The organism is Crenobacter cavernae (genome assembly GCF_003355495.1).
GTDB lineage: Bacteria > Pseudomonadota > Gammaproteobacteria > Burkholderiales > Chromobacteriaceae > Crenobacter > Crenobacter cavernae.
In genome coordinates this window covers 2,763,609-2,781,471 of record NZ_CP031337.1, presented here as the reverse complement: position 1 = coordinate 2,781,471, position 17,863 = coordinate 2,763,609, and the positions used below count along the sequence as shown (strand labels likewise).

At 66.6% G+C, this 17,863-nt stretch carries 14 protein-coding genes; 4 read left to right on the top strand and 10 right to left on the bottom strand.

Annotation, left to right across the window (positions count from 1 at the left end):
• Positions 1-10 precede the first annotated feature (10 nt).
• Together DWG20_RS13530 and trkA are read right to left on the bottom strand one after the other, a co-directional pair.
• Positions 11-1,465: a TrkH family potassium uptake protein gene (locus tag DWG20_RS13530; RefSeq protein WP_115434293.1), complete on the bottom strand. Its 1,455-nt coding sequence runs from the start codon at positions 1,463-1,465 to the stop codon at positions 11-13.
• A 10-nt stretch (positions 1,466-1,475) separates the two neighbouring features.
• The gene (trkA, locus tag DWG20_RS13525; protein ID WP_115434292.1) at positions 1,476-2,855 is read right to left on the bottom strand and encodes a Trk system potassium transporter TrkA; all 1,380 of its coding nucleotides are present in this window, start codon (positions 2,853-2,855) and stop codon (positions 1,476-1,478) included.
• Positions 2,856-3,055: 200 nt separating this feature from the next.
• On the opposite strand from trkA, the gene DWG20_RS13520 reads away from it, so the two are divergent.
• Both DWG20_RS13520 and DWG20_RS13515 read left to right on the top strand, forming a co-directional pair.
• Complete coding sequence (locus tag DWG20_RS13520) at positions 3,056-3,793, top strand: glutathione peroxidase (RefSeq protein WP_115434291.1); 738 nt, start codon at positions 3,056-3,058, stop codon at positions 3,791-3,793.
• A gap of 110 nt (positions 3,794-3,903) precedes the next feature.
• Positions 3,904-5,295 (top strand): dihydrolipoyl dehydrogenase, encoded by a 1,392-nt coding sequence (locus DWG20_RS13515; protein ID WP_115434290.1) that lies wholly within the window; start codon positions 3,904-3,906, stop codon positions 5,293-5,295.
• An 89-nt stretch (positions 5,296-5,384) separates the two neighbouring features.
• Here the strand turns inward: DWG20_RS13515 and DWG20_RS16185 are convergent, their stop codons facing one another.
• The 4 genes from DWG20_RS16185 to DWG20_RS13500 all read right to left on the bottom strand — a co-directional run bounded on the left by DWG20_RS16185 (position 5,385) and on the right by DWG20_RS13500 (position 9,933).
• Positions 5,385-5,555 (bottom strand): hypothetical protein, encoded by a 171-nt coding sequence (locus DWG20_RS16185; RefSeq protein ID WP_181880925.1) that lies wholly within the window; start codon positions 5,553-5,555, stop codon positions 5,385-5,387.
• Between the two features lie 302 nt (positions 5,556-5,857).
• A complete protein-coding gene (locus DWG20_RS13510) occupies positions 5,858-7,177 on the bottom strand; it encodes an MFS transporter (RefSeq protein ID WP_115434289.1) in 1,320 nt (439 codons plus the stop codon).
• A gap of 53 nt (positions 7,178-7,230) precedes the next feature.
• A complete protein-coding gene (ccoS, locus tag DWG20_RS13505) occupies positions 7,231-7,431 on the bottom strand; it encodes a cbb3-type cytochrome oxidase assembly protein CcoS (RefSeq protein ID WP_115434288.1) in 201 nt (66 codons plus the stop codon).
• An 18-nt stretch (positions 7,432-7,449) separates the two neighbouring features.
• A complete protein-coding gene (locus DWG20_RS13500) occupies positions 7,450-9,933 on the bottom strand; it encodes a heavy metal translocating P-type ATPase (RefSeq protein ID WP_115434287.1) in 2,484 nt (827 codons plus the stop codon).
• Between the two features lie 80 nt (positions 9,934-10,013).
• Between DWG20_RS13500 and DWG20_RS13495 the strand changes: the two genes are divergently transcribed.
• Complete coding sequence (locus DWG20_RS13495) at positions 10,014-10,991, top strand: NAD(P)H-quinone oxidoreductase (protein ID WP_115434286.1); 978 nt, start codon at positions 10,014-10,016, stop codon at positions 10,989-10,991.
• 283 nt (positions 10,992-11,274) lie between these two features.
• On the opposite strand, the gene DWG20_RS13490 is transcribed toward DWG20_RS13495, so the two are convergent.
• Positions 11,275-12,132, bottom strand: coding sequence for a hypothetical protein (locus DWG20_RS13490; protein ID WP_115434285.1), 858 nt, complete (start codon positions 12,130-12,132; stop codon positions 11,275-11,277).
• Positions 12,133-12,256: 124 nt separating this feature from the next.
• Between DWG20_RS13490 and typA the strand changes: the two genes are divergently transcribed.
• Positions 12,257-14,065 (top strand): translational GTPase TypA, encoded by a 1,809-nt coding sequence (gene typA / locus DWG20_RS13485; protein WP_115434284.1) that lies wholly within the window; start codon positions 12,257-12,259, stop codon positions 14,063-14,065.
• 162 nt (positions 14,066-14,227) lie between these two features.
• Here typA and DWG20_RS13480 read toward each other — a convergent pair whose 3' ends face one another.
• From DWG20_RS13480 to DWG20_RS13470, 3 genes are all read right to left on the bottom strand, one after another.
• The gene (locus tag DWG20_RS13480) at positions 14,228-15,421 is read right to left on the bottom strand and encodes a branched-chain amino acid ABC transporter substrate-binding protein (RefSeq protein ID WP_245944727.1); all 1,194 of its coding nucleotides are present in this window, start codon (positions 15,419-15,421) and stop codon (positions 14,228-14,230) included.
• 317 nt (positions 15,422-15,738) lie between these two features.
• Positions 15,739-16,842, bottom strand: coding sequence for a DUF1513 domain-containing protein (locus DWG20_RS13475; protein ID WP_115434282.1), 1,104 nt, complete (start codon positions 16,840-16,842; stop codon positions 15,739-15,741).
• Positions 16,823-17,854 (bottom strand): imelysin family protein, encoded by a 1,032-nt coding sequence (locus tag DWG20_RS13470; RefSeq protein WP_115434281.1) that lies wholly within the window; start codon positions 17,852-17,854, stop codon positions 16,823-16,825. Before DWG20_RS13470 ends, DWG20_RS13475 begins: the two co-directional genes overlap by 20 nt.
• Positions 17,855-17,863 lie beyond the last annotated feature (9 nt).

Genomic DNA, 17,863 nt, shown 5'->3' with positions numbered 1-17,863 from the left:
TCGGGTTGCCTTATTTGCGCCAGAAGGCCGGGGTAAACAGGATCAACAGCGTGAACACCTCGAGTCGGCCGAGCAACATCGTGAGGCTGCACACCCAGACTTGGAAGTCGTTCAGGCCCTGATAGTTCGACGCGGGGCCGACTTCGCCGAGGCCCGGTCCCGCGTTGTTGATGCAGGCGAGCACCGCGGTGAACGCGGTGAGAAATTCGAGGCCGCTGGCCATCAGAACGAAGGTGCACAGCACCACGCTCATAAAGTAGACAAAGATGAAGCCGAGCACCGAAAACGCCACCGAGTCGGGGATGCGCTGGCCGCCCACCTTGAGCGGCAGCACCGCCTGCGGGTGCAGCAGCTGGGCCATCTCGCGCGTGCTCTGGCGGGCGAGCGTCAGCGAACGGATCATCTTGATGCCGCCGCCGGTCGAGCCGGAGCTCGCGGTGATCGACGACAGGAACAGGATCCACAACGGCGCGAAGATCGGCCATTGCGCGAAGTCGACGCTGACGAAGCCGCTGTCGGTGGCGATCGAGATCAGGTTGAAGCTGACGTGGCGCAGCGCGGTCGGGAAGTCGTACACGCCTTTCCCGGCCAGATAGAAGCTCAGCATCAGGATGCTCGCGGCGATCACGAACACGATCGCCTTGGCTTCCGGATCGTTGAGGTAGGCGCGCGCCGAGCGGTTTTTCCACGCGATGAAGTGGGTCGCGAAGTTCAGCGCCGCCAGTAGCATGAACAGCGACAGCACGACCTCGATCGCGAGCGAGTCGAAATAGCCGACACTCGCGTCGTGCGTCGAGAAGCCGCCGAGCGACAGCGCGGCGAACGCGTGGCAGACCGCGTCGAACCAGCCCATGCCGGCCGCCCTGAGCCCAAGCACGCAGGCGACGGTCAGCCCCGAGTAGACGTACCACAGGTTCTTCGCGGTGTGCGCGATGCGCGGCGCGAGCTTGGCGTCCTTCATCGGGCCGGGCGTCTCGGCCTTGTACAGCTGCATGCCGCCGATGCCGAGCAGCGGCAGGATGGCGACGGCGAGCACGATGATGCCCATGCCGCCGAGCCAGTTGAGGAAGTGGCGCCAGAAGTTGATCGCCGGCGGCAGCGTGTCGAGCCCGGTCATCACCGTCGCGCCGGTGGTCGACAGGCCGGACATGGTCTCGAAGAAGGCGTCGGTGAAGCTCATCGCCGGGAAATGCAGCAGGAAGGGCAGGGTGGCGACCGCGGCGAAGCCGACCCACAGCGAGACGACCAGCACGAAGCCGTCGCGCGGCCGCAGCTCGCGCTCGAAGCGGCGCGTGAACAGCCACAAGGCGGCGCCGATCATGAAGGCCAGCAGGGCCGAATCGAGGAAGTCGAAGAAGGTGCCGTCGTCGAAGATCAGCGAGACGCCGGCCGGGACCAGGAAGGTCGCGGCGAACAGCATGATCAGCTTCGACAGCACGTGGACGACGGGCAGGAGCTTGTACATGCGTCTTGCCTCAGAAAAAGCCGAACCGGGCCTGGATCAGCTTCTCGACCTGCTTCACCAGCCGCTTCTTGGCGACGAAGAGGATCAGGTGGTCGCCGTCCTCGACGACGAGGTCGTGGTGCGCCATCGCTACCGTCTCGCCGCGGACGATCGCGCCGATGTGGCAGCCGGCCGGCATCGCGATCTCGTCGAGCCGGCGGCCGACGACCTTGGACGTCTTGCGGTCGCCGTGCACGACGACCTCCATCGCCTCGGCCGCGCCGCGGCGCAGCGAATGGACCGCCTCGACGTCGCCGCGCCGGATGTAGGCGAGCAGCGCGCCGATCGTCGTCAGGTGCGGCGAGACGACGACGTCGATACGGTTGCCTTCCAGCAGGTCGACGTAGCTGCCGCGGTTGACCAGCGCGGCGACCCGCTTGGCGCCGAGCCGCTTTGCGAGCAGCGCCGACATGATGTTGTCTTCATCGTCGTTGGTCAGCGCGCAGAACATGTCGATCTCGTCGACGTGCTCGTCTTCGAGCAACTCTTCGTCGGTGGCCTCGCCGTGCAGCACCAGGGTTTGCGACAGGTGTTCGGCCAACCACAGGCTGCGCTCCGGCCGGCTCTCGATCAGCTTGACCGCGTAGCGGCTCTCGAGCAGGCGCGCCAGCCGGAAGCCGACGTTGCCGCCGCCGGCGATCATCACCCGCTTGACCGGCCGCTCGCTCTTGCGCATCTCGCGCAGCACCAGCGCGATGTGCTCGCGCGCGGCCAGAAAGAACACCTCGTCCTGGTCGGCGACCACGGTGTCGCCGTCGGGAATCACCAGCCGGTCGTTGCGGTAGATCGCGCACACGCGGCAGTCGACGGCGTCGGGCAGGTCGTCGCGGATGCGCTTCAGAGGCTTGCCGACGAGCAAGCCGCCTTCTATAGCGCGCACCACTACAAGCTGAACCTTCCCGCCCGCGAAATCGAGCACGCGCAAGGCGCCCGGGTATTCGAACAGCTGCGACAGCTGGTGGGTGACCAGCTGCTCGGGACAGATGGAGTGGTCGACGCCGAAGCGCACGAGCGCGTCCTCGTCGCCGCCGAATTCGACGTAGTCGCTCGAACGGACGCGTGCGACGCAGGTCGGAATATTGAACAGGTCGGACGCGAACTTGCTGGCGACGAGGTTGGTCTCGTCGTTGCGCGTCAAGGCGAGCATCAGGTCGGTGTCCTCGGCACCGGCGTGCTGCAGCACCGACGGGTGGGCGGCGTTGCCGGCCACGGTGCGGATGTCGAGCCGGTCCTGCAGCTGCTTCAGCAGCTTCGCGTCGAGGTCGACGACGGTGATGTCGTTGTTCTCGGAGACCAGGTTTTCCGCCACGGTGGAGCCGACCTGGCCGGCGCCGAGAATCAGTATCTTCATATTGTCATGTCATTCACGGTGCACGGCCGGTCATTCTAAAGCGGCTCGCCGCACCGATACAGCCTGCCGTCAATCATGTAGAAAATTACTATCGATTTTATTTGGACAATAAATTAGACGCATTTTACCCAGGCTATCAGAATGCATTTGTCGATTGAACGAAGCGTTCAAAACCCCAACCCACCCTCAAGGAGAGCACCATGACCCAACTGCAGAACCGTGAAGGCCAGCGCGTCCCGAATGTGACCTTCCACACCCGTGTCGGCAACGAGTGGAAAGACGTCACCACCGGCGAGCTGTTCAAGAGCAAGACCGTCGTGGTGTTCTCGCTGCCGGGCGCGTTCACGCCGACCTGCTCGTCGACCCACCTGCCGCGCTATAACGAACTCGCGCCGGCTTTCTTCGAGAGCGGCGTCGACAGCATCCTGTGCGTGTCGGTGAACGATACCTTCGTGATGAACGAATGGGCGAAGGACCAGGAAGCGCAGAACCTCGTGATGGTGCCGGACGGCAACGGCGACTTCACCGAGGGCATGGGCATGCTGGTCGACAAGACCGACCTCGGCTTCGGCCGCCGCAGCTGGCGCTACTCGATGCTGGTCAAGGACGGCGTCATCGAGAAGATGTTCATCGAGCCGCAGGAGCCGGGCGATCCGTTCAAGGTGTCGGACGCCGACACCCTGCTCGACTACATCAACAAGGACGCGAAGAAGCCGGACCAGATCGTCGTGTTCAGCAAGATAGGCTGCCAGCACTGCGCGCGCGCCAAGGCCATCCTCGACGAGCAGGGCCTCGCCTACGTCGACGTGCCGCTCGACAACAAGATCCGCGGCAAGGTGCTCGGCGCCGTGTCCGGCACGATGACCGCGCCGCAGGTGTTCATCAACGGCAGGCTGATCGGCTCGGCCGACGACGTCGAGACCTACTTCAAGAAGTAAATCGAGTCCACGCCCCGGCGGTCTGACGCGCCGGGGCGCTTTTCCCGCCGTAAGACCCTAGCGTCAGTCCCGGATGCTGCGGTCTGCCTGTGGCCCCCAAGGAGTGAAAAATGCAAACGCTGAATGTGGACGTCGCCGTGATCGGCGCCGGCACCGCCGGCCTCGCCGCCTACCGCGCCGTGAAGGCGAAGGGCCTGTCTGCCGTGATCATTGAGGGCGGCGCCTACGGCACCACCTGCGCGCGTGTCGGCTGCATGCCGTCCAAGCTCTTGATCGCCGCCGCTGACGCCGCGTTCGAGGCGCGCCACACCGCGCCGTTCGGCGTGCACGTCGACGGCGCGGTGCGCATAGCCGGCGCAGAGGTGATGGACCGCGTGCGCCGCGAACGAGACCGCTTCGTCGGCTTCGTCGTCAAGGGCGTCGAGACGATTCCTCACGACGACAAGCTGGTCGGCCACGCGCGCTTTATCGACAACACCGTGCTCGAAGTCGGTGGCCACACCGAAGTGCACGTCCGCCGCGTCGTCATCGCGACCGGCTCGAGCCCGAAGATCGCCGCGCCGTTCCGCGAACTCGGCGACCGGCTGATCGTCAACGACGACGTGTTCGGCTGGCACGACCTGCCCGAGAGCGTCGCCGTGTTCGGCCCGGGCGTCATCGGGCTCGAACTGGGCCAGGCGCTGTCGAGGCTCGGCGTACGCGTCAGGCTGTTCGGCAAGCGCTGCACGGTCGGCCCGCTGACCGACCCGGCGGTGCGCGCCGTCGCGCTCAAGGCCTTCTCCGGCGAATTCGCCTTCGACGCCGACGCGAAGGTGCTCGACATGCAGAAGGACGGCGAGCAGGCGGTGCTGCGCTTTATCGACCACGACGGCCGCGAGGTGACCGAACGCTTCGACTACGTGCTCGCCGCGACCGGCCGCGAAGCCAACGTCCACCACCTGGGGCTCGAAAACACCACGCTCGAACTCGACAAGAACGGCGTTCCGGTGTTCGACAAGGAAACGCTGCAGTGCGGTGCGAGCCCGGTGTTCATCGCCGGCGACGCGAACAACTTCCTGCCGCTCTTGCACGAGGCGGCCGACGAGGGCAAGACCGCCGGCGACAACGCGGCCAATTACCCCTGCGTGAAACCGGGCCACCGCCGCGCGACGATCGGCGTCGTGTTCTCCGACCCGCAGATCGCGATGGTCGGCCAACGTTACGCCGACCTGGAAGAGGGCCGCTTCGTCACCGGCGAGGTCAGCTTCGAGGACCAGGGCCGCAGCCGCGTGATGCTGAAGAACAAGGGCCTGATGCACGTCTACGCCGACAAGGACACCGGCCGCTTCCTCGGCGCCGAATGGCTGGGGCCGCGCGCCGAGAACATCGCGCACACTCTCGCGTGGGCGTGCCAGATGCGGCTGACGGTGAAGGAAATGCTCGACATGCCGTTCTACCACCCGGTGATCGAGGAGGGGCTGCGCACCGCGTTGCGCGACGCGGCGGCCAAGCTGGCGGAATAAATCGAATCGATCGCATGCGGGCAGCGTGACCTGCCTGCATGGCGATGGCGTTTCCGCCCTTATTGCATCTCGATGCGCTATTGACGGGTTCAGGCGGTCGGGGCGTTGCCCATCATCATCATCTGGCACGATCCCATATTGCCCATCATCCCGGCGTGCAGTACCAATGCGCCAAGCGCACCGGCTACGGTGAAAGCGCCGATGACGGCCAGCACGATCACTATGACCTTGAGTGCCGTCGATGTCGGTGTAGTTGTCATTTCATCCTCCTTCTATCGGAGCCGGCCTGCTTTGCCCGAATTTCGAGGATATGCGGCGGGCTGGTGCGTCGTCGCGATGGCGGATGGCGGTCGGGGCCACACTTGTCCATTCGGATGGCGGCGAACATTTGCTTTAGACAGCCGGGCCGGTGAAATGATTTGCCGAAGCCCGGCGGGCGCGGCAATGCCGGGGCTTGCAGATTAGGGCAGCGGCCGTAGCGGACTCCCCGCCGATCCTGCCGCAGGCGTTAAAAGACACGGCCAACCCTAAGGTTGGCCGTGTCTTTTGACTGTCGTTCCGCTCAGCCGCGCCAGCCGCAGCGCCGCCACCAGCTCGCGCTCGCGTTGCGCAGCGTCGCCGAGTTGCGCGTCAGGTAGACGAGGTAGGCGATGTTGGCAAGCGCGACCGCCAGGAACAGGATCGAGATGTTGTCGTACAGCGCCAGCAGCACCGCGCTCGCGATCGCCGAGCCGACCATGTAGAAGCCGTTCAGGATGTTGTTGGCGGCGATCGCCTGCGAGCGGAAGCTCTCCGGCGCCGCCGTCTGCAGCCAGGTGTAGAGCGGCACGGTGAAGAAGCCGCCGAAGAAGCCCAACAGTGCGATGTCGGCCAGCGAGCGCCAGTGTTTGGGGGTGGCGAGGAAGTCGGAAAGCGACAGCAGCGCGTGGCCGTTGCGCGCGAACGCCGACAGCGCGAGGTCGGCGCCGAACACCGTCATGCCGGCGCCGCCGATCAGCACCAGGCCGAGCTCCAGGTTGCCGCGCGACAGCTTCGCGCAGACGATGGAGCCCGCGCCGATGCCGATCGAGAACAGCGCCAGCCCCAGCGTGTAGACGCCCGCGTCGCCGCCCAGGTGCAGGCGGGTGAAGGTCGGCAGCTGCGTCGTGTAGACCGCACCCATCAGCCAGAACCACGAGATGCCGAGCATCGCCGAGCGCACCTCGCGAAGCGCCCACGCTTCGCGCATCAATTGCACCGAGTCGGCCCACACGTTGAACGACAGTTGCAGCTTGGGGTTGGTCGCCGGCGCGCTCGGCATGAAGCGGCTGGCAATGTAGCCGAGGAGCGCGGTGCCGAGCGTGAAGCCGGCCATGGACCACGGGCCGCCGCCGACCATCAGGCTGCCGCCGATCTGGCCGACCAGGATCGCGAGGAAGGTGCCCATCTCGATCAGGCCGTTGCCGCCGACCAGTTCGTGTTCGCCGAGGTGCTGCGGCAACACCGAATACTTGAGCGGGCCGAAGAAGGTCGAATGCACGCCCATCAGGAACAGCGACGACAACAGCAGCGGCGCCGAGTGCAGGAAGAAGCCGGCGCCGGCCAAGAGCATGATGACGATCTCGACCTGCTTCACCACGCGCGCGACCGCCGCCTTGTCGAGCCGCTCCGACAGCTTGCCGGCGGTCGCCGAGAACAGGAAGAACGGCAGGATGAAGATGCCGGCGGCGAGGTTCACCAGCTGCTCGGGCGGCAGGCCGGCGAGCGAGAGGCCGTGGTAGCTGATCAGCACCACGATCGCGGTCTTCAACAGGTTGTCGTTGAATGCGCCGAGGAACTGCGTAGCAAACAGCGGGAAGAAGCGCCGCTTGGTGAAGAAGCCGAAGCTCGTGTTGGGGTTCATGGGGCGGTCCGAAGTGGGCGCGAGGGTTGGCCGAGGCTCGGCCAACCTTGGGTTCAGGCGCGGTCGTTTTTGTCTTGTTTGTTGTCGTCGTCGGCGAGCAGGTCGCCGGTGCGTCTTTCATCGTCCATCAGGATGCGGTGGCCCGGGCCTTCGAGGTCGTCGAACTGGCCGGAGCGCGTCGCCCACCAGAACAGCGCGCCGATCACGAAGACGAGCACGATACTGATCGGGATCAACAGGTACAGGCTTTCCATCAGCGTATCCGGTTCAGGTTAAAGGCCGTTGACGATCGGCTCGGCCGCCGGCGTGGCTTCGGGTTTCGCGTCGGCGCGACGGCGCACCAGACGCAGCGCGTTGCCGACGACCAGCAAGGAGCTCAGGGCCATGCCGAGGCTGGCGAGCCACGGCGTCACGTGACCGGCCATCGCGAGCGGCAGCGCGACGAGGTTGTAGCCGGTCGCCCATATGAGGTTCTGGCGGATCACCGCGAGCGTCTTCTTCGACAGCGCCATCGCCGCCGGCAGTGCCGCCAGCGAGTCGTTGACCAGCACCATGTCGCCGCTGGCGCGCGCGACGTCGGTGCCGCCGCCCATCGCCAGCGACACGTCGGCGCGCGCGAGCACCGGCGCGTCGTTGACGCCGTCGCCGACCATCAGCACGCGCCGGCCCTGCGCCTGCAGCGCGCCGACGTAGCCGAGCTTGTCTTCCGGCGTCGCGCGCGCGGTGTGTTCCTCGATCGCGAGCGTCTTCGCCAGCGCGGCGACCGCGCCGTCGGCGTCGCCGCTCAACAGGTGCACCGTCTTGCCCTGTGCTTTCAGCGTCTTGACGAGCGTTTGCGCGTCGGCGCGCGGCGTGTCGGCGAGCGCGAACAGCGCCTGCCAGCCGTCACCGTTGCCGAGTGCGATCACCGTCGCGCCGTCGTGCCAGTCGCTCAAGGCACCCGGCAGCGCGCCGGCGAGTTCTTCGACGAACTCTGCACGGCCGAGCCGCCAGGCCTGGCCGTCGATCACGCCTTCGACGCCGTGGCCCGGCAGGTTGCCGAGCTCGGCCAACGTTGGCCGAGCCTCGCTGCACGGCGCGGCGAGCAGCGCGCGCGCGATCGGGTGCTCGGAGCCGGCCTCGAGCGCCTGCGCGATCGCCAGCATCGACGCCGCGCAGCCGTCAAAGGCGTGCGTCGCGACCAGTTTCGGCTCGCCGTAGGTCAGCGTGCCGGTCTTGTCGAACACGATGTCGTCGACACGGGCCAGCGTCTCGATCGCGTGGCCGCGCGTGGTCAGCACGCCGAGCGTCGCCAGGTGGCCGGTGGCGGCGGTCAGCGCCGCCGGCGTCGCCAGCGACAGCGCGCACGGGCAGGAGACGACCAGCACCGCGACGGTGATCCACAGCGCACGGTCGGCGTCGGCCGGCAGCCAGAAGAGGTAAGTCGCCAACGCGGCGACGAGCAGCGCGGCGACGAAGTACGCGGCGAAGCGGTCGGCCAGCCTTGCCAGCCGCGGCTTTTCGGCGAGCGCGTTGTCGAGCAGGCGCACGATGGCGGAAAGCCGCGTGTCCTGTCCGGTCTGCGTGACCTTTATATAGAGCGGGCTCGCGAGGTTGATGCTGCCGGCGATCAGCGCGTCGTCCGGGCGCTTGTCTATCGGCCGGCTCTCGCCGGTCAATAGCGCCTCGTTGACCGCGCTCGCACCGCAGAGCACGACGCCGTCGGCCGCGATCGTCTCGCCCGGCTTCACCAGCAGCACGTCGCCGACCGCGAGTTCGGCGACCGGCGCCTCGTGCGCATCGCGCGAGCTCGGCCAACCCTGAATGCGGTGCGCGAACGCCGGCAGCAGTTTGACCAGGCTGTCGGTCGCCTCGCCGGCACGGCGCCGCGCGATACCTTCGAGATAGCGGCCGCCGAGCAGCAGGAAGACGAACATCGACACCGAATCGAAGTAGATGCCGTGGTCGATGCGATTGAACAGCGCCCAGCTGCTCGCGCTGAACGCGGCAAGCACGCCGACGGCGACCGGCACGTCCATGCCGAGGCGGCGCGCCTTCAAGTCGCGCCACGTGCCCTGGTAGAACGGCAGTGCCGAGTAGGCTACGACCGGCAGCGTCAAGGCGAAGCTCGCCCAGTGCAAGAGCCACAGGGACTCCGCGTCGATCTCGCCGGCGGCCGACATATAGACCGGCACCGCGTACATCATCACCTGCATCATCGACAGGCCGGCGACCCACAGCCGGTTCAGCGCCGCTTTGCGCTCCTTCTGCGCGAGCGCTTCCTGGCGCGCGGCGTCGTAGGGATGCGCGCGGTAGCCGATCGCGGCGATCGCCTCGAGGATCTGCGACAGGCGAACCCGTGAATTGTCCCAGCGCACGCGGGCGCGGTGGCTGCTGTAGTTGATGTCGACCGAAACCACGCCGGGCAAGCGCATGATCTGCTGCTCGTTAAGCCACACGCAGGCGGCGCAGGTGATGCCTTCGAGGATCAGCGCCGCCTCGCGCAGTTGGCCGTCCTCGACCTTGACGAAGCTCTTTTGCAGCGTCTCGTTGTCGTAGAGGCGGATCTGTTCCAACAGGTCCTGCGGCAACGGCTCGGCCTTGGTCGCGCCTTCGGTGCGGTGCGCGTAATAGTCGGACAGGCCCGAATCGATGATGGTCGCGGCGACCGCCTGGCAGCCGGCGCAGCAGGTTTGTTCGGTGCGTTCGCGGTAGTGGATGGGGAAGTCGGCGCGCGCCGGTACCGGCAGGCCGCAGTGAAAACAGGGTTCGCTCATGGCGTGATATTGTAATCCAAACCCCGTGCGCCGCGCGCCGGCGCTGGGCAACGCTTTGTTTTCGCCCTCATGGAGGAGTCATGCTCGCCATCGTCCAGACAGCAAACGGCTCGGCCGACACCCTCGTCGTCGGCGACGCGCCACTGCCCGAGCCGGGAGAAGGTCAATTGCGCGTCCGGGTGCGCGCCGCCGGCGTCAACCGCGCCGACATCGTGCAGCGCGAGGGCCGCTATCCGCCGCCGCCCGGCGTGACCGATATCCTCGGCCTCGAGGTCGCAGGCTTAGTCGACACGGCGCCGGCCGGCAGTCGCTTCAAGGCCGGCGACGCGGTATTCGGCCTGGTGGCCGGTGGCGGCTACGCCGAATACGCGCTGCTCGACGAGGCGCTGGCGATCGAAAAGCCCGACAGCCTGACGTGGGAAGAGGCGGCGAGCCTGCCCGAGGCGTGGATGACCGCGTGGCTGAACCTCGTCGAGGTCGCACGCCTGAAGCCTGCCGAGACGTTGCTGGTGCACGCCGGCGCGAGCGGCGTCGGTGCGGCGGCGATCCAGCTGGCCGGCCTGATCGGCGCCACCGCGCTCGCCAGCGCCGGCAGCGAGGCCAAGCTCGACTTCTGCCGAAAGCTTGGTGCTCGCGACGCGTTCAACTACCGCGAGCTGCCGGCGTTTTCTGCGTGGGTGAAGGAGCGCGGCGGCGCCGATGTCGTGCTCGACCCGGTCGGTGCGAGTCACCTCGCGGAGAATATTGGCGCGCTCAAGCGCGACGGCCGCCTGGTGCTGATTGGGGTGATGGGCGGCACGCGCGCAGAACTGAATCTGGCGCAAGTGCTGGTCAAGCGCATCGCGCTCCTGGGATCGACCTTGCGCAGCCAGCCGCTCGACGTGAAGGCAAGGTTGGCCGAGGCGCTGCGCGGGACGGTGTTGCCGGCGCTAGGCGAGGGCCGCCTGCGGCCGACGCTCGACCGCGTTTTCCCCGTCGGCGAGGTCCGTGCGGCGCACCTTTACGTGGAAGAGAGCCGCAATCTCGGCAAGGTGGTGCTGAGTTGGGATTTGTCATGAAATAGTCACGTTTGGTGACTAAGATGTTTCCACGGAAAGCGATTTCCGTTGATGGTATGGATGAGGTTGGGGCGGCTTCGGCCGCCCATTCTTTTTGGCTTTCAAGCAAGACATATCGAGTCGCTACGGCGATATGCTTATAGCGTTTATTAATCACGCAAAGTAATGACAAGTATATTCATGTCGCATATAGTGGCGGCGTTGGGAAGCGATTTCCGACTTGGTATGGATGGGATTGGGGCGGCTTCGGCCGCCCGTTTTTCTTTACAGAAGCCCGCCGGGTTCAAGAAGCCAGCAGTCCCTCGATCAGCGCCACTTCCTGCGCATAGCTCAGCCCCTTCATCTTCTCCAGCAAGGCCAATGCGTCGACCTGCAGCTCACGGTCGGGCTCCTGGTCGATCAGTTGCGCCTCGACCACCAGCCACAGGCCGCGGCACGACGCGGCCGACTCGAACGTCACGCCCTTGAACAGCGCCGCCACCAGCTGCAGCTCGGCGTCGGTAAAGACGCGCGACAGGTTCGCCTGCTCGCGGCGCACCATCTCGGCGTAGCGGTCGTAGATCTGCTGCATGCGCGCCGGCGGCAGGCCTACGTCGGCCGAGCCTTCATCGGCGCCCCCGCTCAGCGCGGCTTCGATCATCGGCAGTTCGGCGGTCAATTCCTCGCGCCAGCGCCCGGCCAACTGGTCGCGAAAGTGCGGCGTCTGCGTGAACGCGAGCTCGGGGAACAGCATGTCGGGCAACAGTTCGGGCGACAGCGCCTGGCCGTTCACCAGCGCGATGCCGTCCGGGTTCAGCGTCAGCACGCCGCGCCACTCGCCCGATTCGCCGGTGGCGAGGTTGTCGATCAGCGCCTCGAGGTAGGGCGGCGCCATGCCCTGGCCTTCGTCTTCGGTGACCACGCGCAGCGTCAGATCGAACAGCGTGTGCTTGGCGACTTCGAGCATCTGCAGGCCGTCCTGGTAGCCGAGCAGGATGAAACGGTCGGGCGTTTCGTACACCGCGACGTCCGTTTCGTCGCGCGCCGCCTTGAACAGCGTCGCCGACAGCGCGTCCTCGAGGCCGTTCAGATCTTCCTGCGTCAGGTCGGAGCCGGTGCGAAACCCGGCGTTTTCGTGCCAGAGGGCGTTCCAGTCGTACATCGTGCATCTCCAAAATCGCAAACCGGCGCAGTTTACCGAAAGGCTAGGGGAGACCCAAGCTTGGGCCTGTCATCCAAGGCATGATAGAATCTGTCGGTTTATCTTTCCGCACGCAAAACGCACCATGACCCGTCAAATCCGTAACATCGCCATTATTGCCCACGTCGACCACGGCAAGACCACGCTGGTCGACCAACTGCTGCGCCAGTCCGGCACCTTCCGCGAGAACCAGCAAGTCGCCGAACGCGTGATGGACAGCAACGACCTCGAAAAAGAGCGCGGCATCACCATTCTGGCCAAGAACACCGCCATCGATTACGAAGGCGTGCACATCAACATCGTCGACACCCCGGGCCACGCCGACTTCGGCGGCGAAGTGGAACGCGTGCTGGGCATGGTCGACGGCGTGGTGCTCTTGGTCGACGCGGTCGAAGGCCCGATGCCGCAGACCCGCTTCGTGACCAAGAAGGCGCTGGCGCTCGGCCTGCGCCCGATCGTCGTGATCAACAAGATCGACCGTCCGGGCGCGCGTCCGGACTGGGTCGTCGACCAGACTTTCGACCTGTTCGACAAGCTCGGCGCGACCGACGAACAGCTCGACTTCCCGATCATCTACGCGTCGGGCCTGTCCGGCTTCGCCAAGTACGAACTCGAAGAAGAGTCGGACACTATGCGTCCGCTGTTCGACACCGTGCTCAAGCACGTGCCGGTCCCGGCCGGCGACCCGGAAGCGCCGCTGCAGCTGCAGATCTCGGCGCTCGACTACTCGACCTACACCGGTCGCCTCGGCCTCGGCCGCGTGCTGAACGGCCGCATCAAGCCGGGCCAGGTCGTCGTCGTGATGAACCACGAAGACCAGACCGCACAGGGCCGCATCAACCAGGTGCTCGGCTTCCAAGGCCTGGAGCGTGTTGCCGTTGACGAAGCCGAAGCCGGCGACATCGTCGTGATCTCGGGTCTGGACGACATCGGCATCGGCGTGACCGTCTGTGACCGCGACGCGCCGGTCGGCCTGCCGGTCCTCGGCGTCGACGAGCCGACGCTGACGATGGACTTCATGGTGAACACCTCGCCGCTGGCCGGCACCGAAGGCAAGTTCGTCACCAGCCGTCAGATCCGCGACCGCCTGACCAAGGAACTGTTGACCAACGTCGCGCTGCGCGTCGAAGACACCGAAGACGCCGACGTGTTCCGCGTGTCGGGCCGTGGCGAACTGCACCTGACCATCCTCTTGGAAAACATGCGCCGCGAAGGCTACGAAATGGCCGTCGGTAAACCGCGCGTGGTGTACAAGGACATCGACGGCGTGAAGTGCGAGCCGTACGAGAACCTGACCGTCGACCTCGAGGACGTGACCCAGGGCGCGGTGATGGAAGAGCTCGGCCGTCGCCGCGGCGAACTGACCAATATGGAATCCGACGGCCAGGGCCGCACCCGCCTCGAGTACCACATCCCGGCGCGCGGCCTGATCGGCTTCCAGGGCGACTTCCTGACGATGACCCGCGGCACCGGCCTGATGAGCCACGTGTTCGACGACTACGCGCCGGTGAAGCCGGACATGCCGGGCCGTCACAACGGCGTGCTGATCTCGCAGGAAAACGGCGAAGCCGTCGCGTACGCGCTGTGGAACCTGGAGGACCGCGGCCGCATGTTCGTGTCCCCGGGCGACAAGCTGTACGAAGGCATGATCATCGGCATCCACAGCCGCGACAACGACCTGGTCGTCAACCCGCTCAAGGGCAAGAAGCTGACCAACGTGCGCGCGTCGGGCACCGACGAAGCGGTGCGTCTGACGACGCCGATCAAGATGACGCTGGAGTCGGCGGTCGAGTTCATCGACGACGACGAGATCGTCGAGATCACGCCGCAAAATATCCGTATGCGCAAGCGCTTCCTGCAGGAGCAAGACCGCCGCAGGAGCAAGAACGCCTAAGCGTCACGTTCCCGCTGGATGAAAAAAGGCACCGCAAGGTGCCTTTTTTATTATCCCAAATGAATTTTCCGACAGCCGCATGTCGCACACATGAAAAAAGCCGCGATTGCGGCTTTTTTGTTTTGGCAAAGGTTGGCCGAGCTCGGCCAACCTTGCCCGGTCTTACTTGGCGGCAGACGCGTCGGCCTTGGCGGCCGGGGCGCCCACGGTTTCCCACTTGCCGGTCTTGAGTTGGTACAGCGCGACGGTGCCGTTCTTGATGTCGCCGCTCGGCGTGAACTCGATCGGGCCGGTCACGCCTTCGAGCTTGGTCTTGGCCAGTTCCGGCAGGTATTGCTTCGGCTCGGCCGAGCCGGCGCGCTTCATCGAGTCGATCAGCACGCGCGTCGCGTCGTAGGTGTACGGCGCGTAAGCCTGGATCTCGGCGTTGAACTTGGCCTTGAACTTGTCGTTGAACGAAGCGAAGCCCGGCATCTGGGCCTTCGGCGCGCCGGCGCTCGACGCGTACGCATTCTCGCCGTTCTTGCCGGCGAGCTTGATGAACTCGGCGGTGTTGATGCCGTCGGCGCCCATGAAGGCCGCCTTCAGGCCGACCTTGGCCATCTGCTTGACCATCGGGCCGGCCTGCGCGTCCATGCCGCCGTAGAACACCAGATCCGGCTGTTCGCCCTTGATCGACGTCAGGATCGCCATGAAGTCGGTCGAGCTGTTGGTCGTGTACTCGCGCTTGACGACCTTGCCGCCGGCGGCTTCCACCGATCGGGCGAAGTCGTCGGCCAGGCCCTGGCCGTAGGTGGTGCGGTCGTCGATCACCGCGATCTTCTTCGCCTTCAGCGTGCCGAGCGCGAACTTGGCGAGCGCCTCGCCCTGCTGCGTGTCGTTGGCGATGATGCGGAAGGTGTTGCTGTAGCCCTGCTGGGTGAATTTCGGGCTGGTGACCGAGGCGGCGACCATCGGGATGCCGGCGTCGGAGTAGAGGCGCGACGCCGGGATCGAGGCGCCCGACGTCAGGTGGCCGATCACGCCGGCGACGCCGGCGTCGACGAAGCGCTGCGCGACCTGGGTCGCGACCTTCGGGTCGGCCTGGTCGTCTTCGGACACCACTTCGAACTTGACCTTCTTGCCGTCCAGCGTGATGCCTTCGGCGTTGGCTTCTTCGGCGGCGAGCTTCACGCCGTTGTCGCTGTCACGCCCCCAGTGGGCGAACGGACCGGTCAGCGGGTTGGCCGAGCCGATCTTGACGACGATCTCGCCGGCGTCGGCCGGCTGGCCGGTGGCGGCCTGGTCTTGGGATTCGTTGCAGGCGGCCAGCGCGAGTACGCCGGCGGCGATCAGGGTGTAGCGGAAGAACTGCATGGAAATGCCCTTGTTCATTTAAGACGGATGCGGTCTGTAATGGGGTCGTCAGGGTCATTAACCATGTGATGCTTTTGGCACGCATGGTCTGTCGGAACGCGGGGCGGGCGGTTGGCCCGGACCGGCCGGTCATAGTTTCGCTTGTATACAATCGACACTACGGACGTATGGTGACGTTTTATCTTTTTCCCCCTGGCCGGTCAAGGGTTCCGCAGGAAAAGGGCGCGGTGCTGCGCGGCTTTTGAAAGTTTCGCCGCACCTGTGCATAAGAAAATGAATCGAGCCGCGCGACGGGAATCTGTCTGGCACGATCCGGCTCAGCCGGCGACGAGGCTCAGATGGTTGTCCCACCTCACCGGGAAGCGTCGCTCGAGCTCGGGGCGCGGCGCCAGCGTGTCGGCGTCGAACTGCGCGATCAGGCCGGTTTCGCTGCTGACGACGAAGCGGTTGCCGTCGGGCGTCGCCGCGATGCCGCTTGCCTGCGGGATGGCGACGCTGCCGGCGTAAGCGCCGTCCGATTCCCAGACCAGCACCGCGTCGCCTTTCGGGCAGGTCGCGGCGAAGCGCCGGCCGTTGCCGGCGACGCTCGCCGCGTAGCCGCGCGCCGGCGCCTGTACTTCGCTCGGCGCGCCGAGAAGGCTGAGTCCGTCACGCGGGTGGAAGCGTGCCATCACGGCCGGGTTCGGCACGTCGCCCTCGTACTGCAGCGCGACGCCGACGCTGCCGTCGGCCGCCTTGGCGAGGTGACGGATCGACAGCCGATTGTCGGGGAGGGTAAAACTCGCGTCGATCTTGCCGGTGCGCGGCTCGAACACGACGAGGCTGGGCGCCATGCTGCCGCGGTTGAGCTTGAGGCGGCCGGTTTCGGGCAGCGTGAGAATGCCGCCGTTGGCGACGAGCAGCCGCCCGTCGGCCAGCGGCACGAGTTCGTGCGGACCGATGCCGCCCGACGGCCACTCGGCCAACGTTGCGAGCGTTCCCGGGTCGCGCCGTGCGATCAGGCCGTTGCCGGTGTCGACGTCGCTGTCGGTCGTGTAGAGCGCGCCGTCCGGTGCGAAGATGCCGTGGCCGAAGCCGTGGCGTTCCTCCGGGTAGTCGTAGCGCGCGAGTTCGCGGCCCTCGTTCCACGCGATGCGCGAAATGGTGCGCCCCGGGCGGCGTGCGAACACGAGCATTTCGCCCGGCCGGCCGGGTATCGGCGCGAGGTGATGGCCGCGCGTCGGCAGCGGTGCGCCGTCGAGGTCGGCGTCGCCGGCCGGCAGCCGGCCGGCGAACGAGCGCCTGCCGACGTTCCACGCGGCGAGCAAGGTCAGCGGCGTTTCTCCGGCCGGCACCGGCAGCGGGAACGCCGCGCCGAGCGTGAGCGCCAGCGCGCCTTTCAGCACGCGCCGGCGCGCCGGATCAGTCGCCGTCGGCTTCATTGAAGCTCACCGTCAAATCGAGCGCCTGTGCGGCAGGGTTCTCGAGCAGGTCCTGCAGGCGGGCGACGGCGGCGCGCGCCTTGTCGAGTTGGGCGGGCCGGGCGGCGGCGAGGTTGGCCGGCAAGGCGGCGATCGCACCCTTGCCGCCTGCGATCGCGTCGCGCAACTGGCGCGCGAGCACCGGTTTTTCGTATTGCGTGTCGAGGTAGGCGGCGAGGCCACCGTCTTTGCCGATCACGACCTCGGCCAACCCTTGCCATTGCGCGGCGACCAGCGCGCGGCCGTTGCCACTGGCGGCGCCGAGCACGCTGTCGGTTTTCTGCTTGGCGATCTTGCCGAAGGTCTTTTCGCCGAGTTCGGTGGTCGCGGCGATCAGCAGGTTGACGACGTCGCCCACGGCGGCGCTCGCCTTCGGATAGGCCTTGGCGCGCGGCTCACCGGCGTGCTTGAGCTCGTCGGCGAAGGTGCGCCAGTCGGCAGCGAGCCCCTTCGCCTCATCGCCGGCTTCCTTGCCGAGCCGGACCAGGTAGGCGCAGGCGGCGGGCTCGGCCAAGCTCTTGGGTTGTTTATAAAGCAGCGCCTCGATCGCGGCGAAGCCCTTGGCCGGCACGCCGACCTTGTCCCATTCGTCGGCCTTGCGGCCGGCGTCGGCCGTGATCGCGGCGGTAATCAGCTCGGCGCGCGCCGGGCGGAACGCGAGCTGGCGGCCGGTGCGTCTGAGCGCGGTCGGGCCCCAGTTGAAGCTGGAGACCGGCATCCACGCGAGGTAGGCGCTCTGCCAGGCGGCGCGGGCACCGGCGAGGCGCTTGGCATCGGCCGGTTTCGCGCATAGCGACTCGAACGCCGGTTCGAGCGCCGCGCTGCGGCTGGCGAAACGCTCGATGCTGGCGAGCAGCGGGCTCGTCGCCCAGCCGGACAGGAGGCGCTCGGCGGCGGCCTCCTGCTCGGCGGTGGCGGCGGCCATCGCCGGTGGCGCGGCCAGCAGCGCCGCGATCAGAAGCAGTCGTTTCATGCTGGGTCC